Source organism: Lyngbya sp. CCY1209 (genome assembly GCF_055795065.1).
The window spans coordinates 1-7,071 of the sequence record NZ_JAYFER010000104.1 but is presented as its reverse complement, the minus strand read 5'-3'; the positions used below and the strand labels follow the sequence as shown (position 1 = coordinate 7,071).

Here is a 7,071-nt window from a genome sequence, read left to right as displayed (position 1 = left end):
CGACTCAAGTCGCCGTTCGTTTTTCCTCCCTGCTCTAAAGAGACAGAGCTTCCAAACGTATCGGAGATTTTACGTGATCTTCGAGGGACAATAAATAGAATCGAGACGGGGAAGCGTTCAGAATTCGCAGCCGCAACAGTCCCCCTGCGGGAATCGACAGGGAGGGGTTGACCTGTCCGTTGGCCGTGACGATCGCACCTTCCCGGCCCATCATCTGCATCATGGGGTTTCCCCGCCGACCCGAACTTCCCGCCGCGTCGAAATCTTGCAAAACCAGAAATTCTTCTTTCGCCGCCTTCACCTCCGGGATGTCGTCGAGTTCCCCCCGAATCACGAACAACCCCGCCAGACCCCCGAACACCTGATCGGCCACCCAGCCGTGGCGGTGGGGGTGATACCAAAAGGTTCCCGCCGGGTGATCTTCGGGAATCGTCAATTCGTAGGTCTGGGTTTCTCCGGACGGGACGTGGATGAAAACGTTGTCGGCGTTCCCCGTGGGGGGGACGTGCAGGCCGTGATAGTGCAGGTTCGTTTCTTGGGGGAGACTATTTTTGAACTGAATTCGCACCGTGTCCCCCGGTTTAGCTTCCAGCATCGGGCCGGGAATCTGTCCGTTGTAGGCCAACAGGTTCAGGGATTGGCCCGCGATCGCCGCCCGCACCGGACGGGCCTCCAACGCCACGTCCAGCAGTCCCCCTTGACTGGTCTTCCGGGGAAATTGTGCCTGTAGGGAGGCGCGAGAACCGCACTGGCCCAGGAGGGTTGCCCCGGCGGCGGTACTCAGGGTTAAGAACTGTCTGCGTTTCATCGGTTCAATCGGCGCGTGAAATGGGGTGATGCCCATCCCAGTTTAACGAACCATTTTCCGAGATTGACGGCAAACACAACTCCCGACTTACGGTTAGCCACCATATCGAGAGCGATCGCACCTCCTACAGTAGTGAATGGATGTTATCCAAAACGGTCGCAGGTTCACCGGCAAGGAGTCCGACCGTCCCCCGGAGGTTCGGTAAACACACCTTCATCAAAAGGACAGACCGCCCACAGTATAGAAATAAGAATCGATCTTGAAGATCTTATTCAAAAAGGACTCCCTTACTCATCCCATTCACCAAATGTGACCTGCGGTTTACTCGATTGGCGAATCAACGGGGCGGAAACAGAACAAATTTTGTAGTAGTCATAGGAGCAAAAGCACCACTATGGGAAAAGTAGTTGGAATTGACTTAGGAACCACTAACTCTTGTGTCGCGGTAATGGAAGGCGGTAAACCCACCGTGATCGCCAACGCCGAAGGCCTTCGCACGACCCCCTCCGTCGTCGCCTACGCCAAAAACGGCGATCAACTCGTGGGACAAATCGCCAAGCGCCAGGCCGTGATGAACCCCGAAAACACCTTCTACTCGGTGAAGCGGTTCATCGGACGCAAATCTTCAGAAGTAGACAACGAATCCAAAGAAGTCGCCTACAAAGTCCTCTCCGACAGCAGCGGCAACGTCAAGCTCGACTGTCCGGCCAGAGAGAAGCAATTCGCGCCGGAAGAAATTTCGGCCCAGGTTCTCCGCAAGTTGCTCGAAGATGCCAGCAAGTACCTCGGAGAAACCGTCACCGAAGCCGTCATCACCGTCCCGGCCTACTTCAACGACTCCCAGCGTCAGGCCACCAAAGACGCGGGTAAAATCGCCGGCATCGAAGTGAAGCGGATCATCAACGAGCCGACGGCCGCATCCCTGGCCTACGGCCTGGACAAAAAGAGCAACGAAACCATCCTGGTCTTCGACCTCGGGGGCGGTACCTTCGACGTCTCCATCCTGGAAGTCGGCGACGGCGTGTTTGAAGTGCTCTCGACATCCGGCGACACCCACCTCGGCGGCGACGACTTCGACAAGAAGATCGTGGACTTCCTGGCCGAGGAATTCATGAAAACCGAAGGCATCGACCTGCGGAAGGACAAGCAGGCCCTCCAACGCCTGACGGAAGCGGGGGAAAAAGCCAAGCAGGAACTCTCCAGCGTCACCCAGACAGAGATCAACCTGCCCTTCATCACCGCCACCCAGGACGGGCCGAAGCACCTCGACATGACCCTGACCCGGGCGAAGTTCGAGGAAATCTGCTCCGACCTGATCGACCGCTGCCGGATTCCGGTGGAAAATGCGGTCCGCGACGCCAAACTCGACAAGTCCGCCATCAATGAGGTAGTCCTCGTCGGCGGTTCGACCCGGATTCCCGCCATCAAAGAATTGGTGAAGCGGGTTCTGGGCAAAGACCCGAACCAAACCGTCAACCCGGACGAAGTGGTTGCCGTGGGTGCGGCGATTCAGGCGGGTGTCCTGGCCGGCGAAGTGAAAGACATCCTGCTGCTGGATGTGACTCCCCTGTCCTTGGGTGTGGAAACCCTCGGCGGCGTGATGACCAAGATCATCCCCCGCAACACCACGATTCCCACCAAGAAATCCGAGGTGTTCTCCACGGCGGTTGACGGCCAGACGAATGTGGAAATCCACGTCCTGCAAGGTGAGCGGGAAATGGCGACCGACAACAAGAGCTTGGGAACCTTCCGCCTGGACGGCATTCCCCCGGCTCCCCGCGGCGTGCCCCAAATTGAGGTGATGTTCGATATCGACGCCAACGGTATCCTGAACGTGACGGCGAAGGATAAGGGGACGGGTAAGGAACAGTCCATCAGCATCACCGGCGCCTCCACCCTGCCGGATAACGAAGTCGATCGCATGGTCAAGGAAGCCGAGCAGAACGCGGCCGCGGACCGGGAGCGCCGGGAGCGCATCGATCGCAAGAACCAGGCCGACACCCTGGCTTACCAAGCCGAGAAGCAGATCAACGAACTCGGCGACAAGGTTCCCGCCGACGAGAAGACCAAGATCGAAGGTCAGATCAAGGAGCTGCGGGATGCGATCGCCCAGGAAGACGACGCCAAAATCCAAACCCTGACCACCGAGTTGCAACAGGCGCTCTACACCCTCAGCAGCAACCTGTACCAGCAAGCCGGCGGCTCCGCACCGGGAGCCGAAGCGGGAGCGACGGGAGGCTCGTCTGACGGCGACGGCGGCGAGGGTCCGTCCGACGACGTGATCGACGCCGACTTCACCGAAGCCAAATAAACGAACTCGGGGTCCATTCCCCCGCTTCCAATCATCTGACAATTGCGACGGGGGAGACATCATCGATGTCCCCCCGTTTTTTGACGATGTTTGGATTCCCCGTGGGGGCAACCTTATAGGGTTGCCCGATGTTCGGGTATTGAACCGGAAATCGCCGAAAGATTCCTCAAATGGATCGATGTCGGGACACCTCCATCGAGATAAAATTGGCTGATTCGCTCAATCAACAGTTTTCGACCATGTCACCACTGCCATCGACCCAATCTGAACCCGACCGGACAAAAGTCTCTTCCATCCGACAATTGCGCCAATTCAGCAATCTATTGGACCGGGCGATCCGCATCCCCGGAACCTCCCACGGCATCGGTTTAGACCCCATTTTGGGGCTGATACCGGGCGGGGGCGACCTGCTGGGGGCGGTGTTTTCCGGTTATATCGTGTTGAAGGCGTTTCAGTTCGGCGTCCCCAAGGAAACCCTGCTGAGAATGGGGTCCAACATCGCCCTGGAAACGGTGGCGGGGACGGTCCCGGTCGTCGGCGACCTGTTTGATGTGGCGTGGAAGGCGAACGTCAAAAATGTCGATCTTTTGGAAGCCCATTTGGAGAATCCCGAAACCGGGAAAAAAGCCGATCGCGGGTTTGTCGTTTTACTCTTGGGCGGGTTGCTGCTACTGGTGATTTTGGTGTCCTTTGTCAGTTTAGTCGCGATCGCCCTGCTGTGGCGTCTGTTGCAATCCTTGTGACGGGTGTTTTCCCGGCGACAACCCGCGCCAAAAAAACCCAGAACAAATGGGCTCTGGGAATGTTCGATCGAATGGGATTTTTACCGTTCGTTCAATCGGTTCGGGGCGACCGAGAATTCCATCTCGGTTTGAGATGGATCGCCGTTGGACTTATGTCCACCAGATTTCTCGCTTGGGCGGATTTCCGCGCACTTCAAAGGAATCTCCGGCTTCGTTGAGGACTGCGTTGAGCTCGTTGACCGTAAACTCGTAACCGTCGGCGAGGGCGAGGGCGACAAACTCCTCCTCATTTTGCGCCTCGTTATATTTTTTCTTAATCTCGGGGTCACGACCGCCCGCTTCGAGCAGCGTTTCTACATTGTGTTTGGACATAAAGTCCCTCCTAACTGGGTCGTAGGATTGGGTACCCTTCTATTGTCTCAGGCTCGGATCTCAAAAAGTGTTACAAACTTTACTAAATGCCCCAAAAATTTCTGGGATTTTATGCGATCGTCCGGCGGCGTATTCTCGGGTTCCGGGGGACTCGATTCGCGGGATTTCCCCCTTCCGAACCGGGCGATCGCGAGGAGAATTAAGTCGGAGAATGGGTCGGAAAATTTTGTCGCGATCGAAAATGCCGACTTTTGCAAAAAATTATCTTTATAGTTGATAAAAATACACGACCAAGCTGGCCCCCGAAATTCCTTCGCCCCCGACCGGAAAATTGGCGGAGTTCAAAAAAGCAAAAAATTCCCAACGGAAAGGCAGTCAATCTCGTCACAATCGTCGCTCTGAGAGTCCCTCGGAAGCTCGAATTCGAGTCAGATTTAAAAACAAACTTGCCAGCGGCGTGCGGGGCGACCTCCGCCGAGATTAACATTAAATTAACAAAAGCTTAAACCAAAAGTGTTAAACTTCTTTTAATGTCAACTAGCCGACCTTCTCTTCCCGGTATTATACAAAAAACCGCGACTGTCACTCTAACTCCCACGTTTTATTCTAGATCATGGCAAAAACGAAAAAGTCCGAAACCCAGACCTCAAAATCGATCGACCTCGGCGATTCCCAATACTTTTTCAACCGGGAACTGAGTTGGCTGGAGTTCAACTACCGGGTCCTCGCCGAGGCCCTCGACGATCGCACCCCGCTGTTGGAGCGGCTCAAATTCCTGTCCATCTTCAGCTCCAATCTCGACGAATTTTTTATGGTGCGGGTGGCCGGTTTGAAGCGACAAATCGAAGCCGACGTCCGCAAGCGCACCCCCGACGGCCGCACCCCCCGGCAACAACTCACAGAAATTCACCAGCGGTTGCTGCCGATGGTGTCGGAGCAGCACCAATTTTTCGAGAAAACGGCGAAGGTAGAGCTGGCCAAACACGACATCCACCTGCTCAACTACATCGACCTGAACCAGGAACAGCGTACCTACCTGCACCACTACTTCGAGGAGCAAATCTTCCCCGTTCTCACCCCCCTGGCCATCGACCGCTCCCACCCGTTCCCGTACCTGTCCAACCTCAGCCTAAATTTGGCCGTCGTCCTCAAAAACCCGGAGACGGAGGAGGATTTGCTGGCCCGGATCAAAGTCCCCAAACTGCTGCCGCGGTTTATTTCCCTCCCCGAAAAATTCCAAAAACAGCGGGAGGGCAACGCCGGTTTCTGGACGGGCGTCCCCCTGGAACAGGTGATCGCCCACAACCTGGAAGCCCTGTTCCCGGGGATGAACATCCTCGACTACTACCCCTTCCGCATCACCCGAGACGCCGATCTCTCCGTGCAGGAAGACGAAGGGGACGACCTGCTCTTGGCGATCGAACAGGAGTTGCGGAAGCGACGCCTGGGGGGTTCGGCGGTGCGGTTGGAGGTCAACACCGGAATGCCCGAAAACATCCGGGAGATGCTCATGGAGGAGCTGGAATTGGCGCCCGAAGACATTTACACCGTGGAGGGGATCCTGGACCTCAAGGATTTGATGTCGTTCATGGGCCTGCCGATGCCGGAGTTGAAAGATCGGCCGTGGAGTCCGACCCTGCCCAAGTGGCTGGCGGACAGCGACGAAGTGACCACCTCGACGAGCAACGGCGAAATCGAAAAGGATATTTTCGCGATCGTCCGCCAGGGCGACGTCTTGGTCCACCACCCCTACCAATCTTTCTCGGCGACGGTGCAGCAGTTCATCACCCAGGCGGCTTACGATCCCAACGTGTTGGCGATCAAAATGACCCTGTACCGGACCTCGGGAGATTCCCCCATCATCAACGCCCTGATCGCGGCGGCGGAAAATGGCAAGCAGGTGGCGGCCCTGGTGGAGTTGAAAGCCCGGTTCGACGAGGAGAACAACATCCACTGGGCGCGACAATTGGAGCAGCGGGGCGTCCATGTGGTTTACGGGTTGGTGGGGTTGAAAACCCACACGAAGGTGGTGATGGTGGTGCGCCACGAAGAGGGCCACATCCGCCGCTACGTCCACATCGGAACGGGAAATTACAACCCGAAAACGGCTAAACTGTACACGGATTTGGGGCTGTTGAGTTGCCGGGAAGAGTTGGGGGAAGACCTGACGGACCTGTTCAACTTCTTGACCGGATATTCCCGCCAGCAGTCCTACCGGAAATTGTTGGTGGCGCCGGTGAATATGCGCGATCGCTTCCTGAGTTTGATCCGCCGGGAGATCGATCGCTGCCAAGCCGGGGAGACGGGGCGCATCGTCGCCAAGATGAACTCCCTGGTCGATCCGGAAATTATCGCCACCCTCTACGAGGCATCCATCGCCGGCGTCACCATCGATCTGATCGTCCGGGGGATCTGCTGCCTGCGTCCCGGAGTGAAGGGGGTGAGCGAAAATATCAAAGTGATCAGCATCGTGGGGCGCTTTTTGGAGCACTCGCGGATCTTTTATTTTTACAACAACGGCGAGGAAGAGGTTTACATCGGGTCCGCCGACTGGATGCCCCGAAACCTCAACCGGCGGGTCGAGGCGATCGTGCCGGTGGAAGAACCCAAACTGGCCAAGGATCTCCAGGAAGTGCTCGGCATCATGCTCTCGGACAACCGCCACGCCTGGGACTTGCAGGAAGACGGCCGCTACATCCAGCGGCGTCCGGCGGATAAGGCGCCCGAACTCAGCGCCCAGGATATTTTGATGGACACGGCGGAACAGGGGCGGTAATTTGGGTGTGGGGTGTGGGGTGTGGGGTGTGGGGTGTGGGGAATTTTACCTCCGCCCCTGT

General features: G+C 56.9%; 5 protein-coding genes. 3 read left to right on the top strand and 2 right to left on the bottom strand.

The genetic code is table 11. The features are described from left to right. Positions 1-34 precede the first annotated feature (34 nt). Positions 35-808, bottom strand: coding sequence for a multicopper oxidase family protein (locus tag AC0QHF_RS00680; protein WP_324702264.1), 774 nt, complete (start codon positions 806-808; stop codon positions 35-37). Positions 809-1,202: 394 nt separating this feature from the next. Between AC0QHF_RS00680 and dnaK the strand changes: the two genes are divergently transcribed. Together dnaK and AC0QHF_RS00670 are read left to right on the top strand one after the other, a co-directional pair. After that, entirely contained in the window at positions 1,203-3,119 is a 1,917-nt protein-coding gene (gene dnaK, locus AC0QHF_RS00675; protein ID WP_324702263.1) for a molecular chaperone DnaK, read from the top strand. Positions 3,120-3,358: 239 nt separating this feature from the next. Beyond that, positions 3,359-3,862, top strand: a complete 504-nt coding sequence (locus AC0QHF_RS00670) for a DUF4112 domain-containing protein (protein ID WP_324702262.1) — start codon at positions 3,359-3,361, stop codon at positions 3,860-3,862. Between the two features lie 150 nt (positions 3,863-4,012). On the opposite strand, the gene AC0QHF_RS00665 is transcribed toward AC0QHF_RS00670, so the two are convergent. Continuing rightward, complete coding sequence (locus AC0QHF_RS00665; RefSeq protein WP_324702261.1) at positions 4,013-4,234, bottom strand: Nif11-like leader peptide family natural product precursor; 222 nt, start codon at positions 4,232-4,234, stop codon at positions 4,013-4,015. Between the two features lie 613 nt (positions 4,235-4,847). Between AC0QHF_RS00665 and ppk1 the strand changes: the two genes are divergently transcribed. After that, a complete protein-coding gene (ppk1, locus tag AC0QHF_RS00660) occupies positions 4,848-7,010 on the top strand; it encodes a polyphosphate kinase 1 (RefSeq protein ID WP_324702260.1) in 2,163 nt (720 codons plus the stop codon). Positions 7,011-7,071: the final 61 nt, after the last annotated feature.

Excerpts from the sequence above, each read along its gene's own strand:
- ppk1 (WP_324702260.1), top strand. The coding sequence starts at position 4,848 with ATGGCAAAAACGAAAAAGTCCGAAACCCAGACCTCAAAATCGATCGAC.
- AC0QHF_RS00670 (WP_324702262.1), top strand. The coding sequence starts at position 3,359 with ATGTCACCACTGCCATCGACCCAATCTGAACCCGACCGGACAAAAGTC.
- AC0QHF_RS00680 (WP_324702264.1), bottom strand. The coding sequence starts at position 808 with ATGAAACGCAGACAGTTCTTAACCCTGAGTACCGCCGCCGGGGCAACC.
- dnaK (WP_324702263.1), top strand. The coding sequence starts at position 1,203 with ATGGGAAAAGTAGTTGGAATTGACTTAGGAACCACTAACTCTTGTGTC.
- AC0QHF_RS00665 (WP_324702261.1), bottom strand. The coding sequence starts at position 4,234 with ATGTCCAAACACAATGTAGAAACGCTGCTCGAAGCGGGCGGTCGTGAC.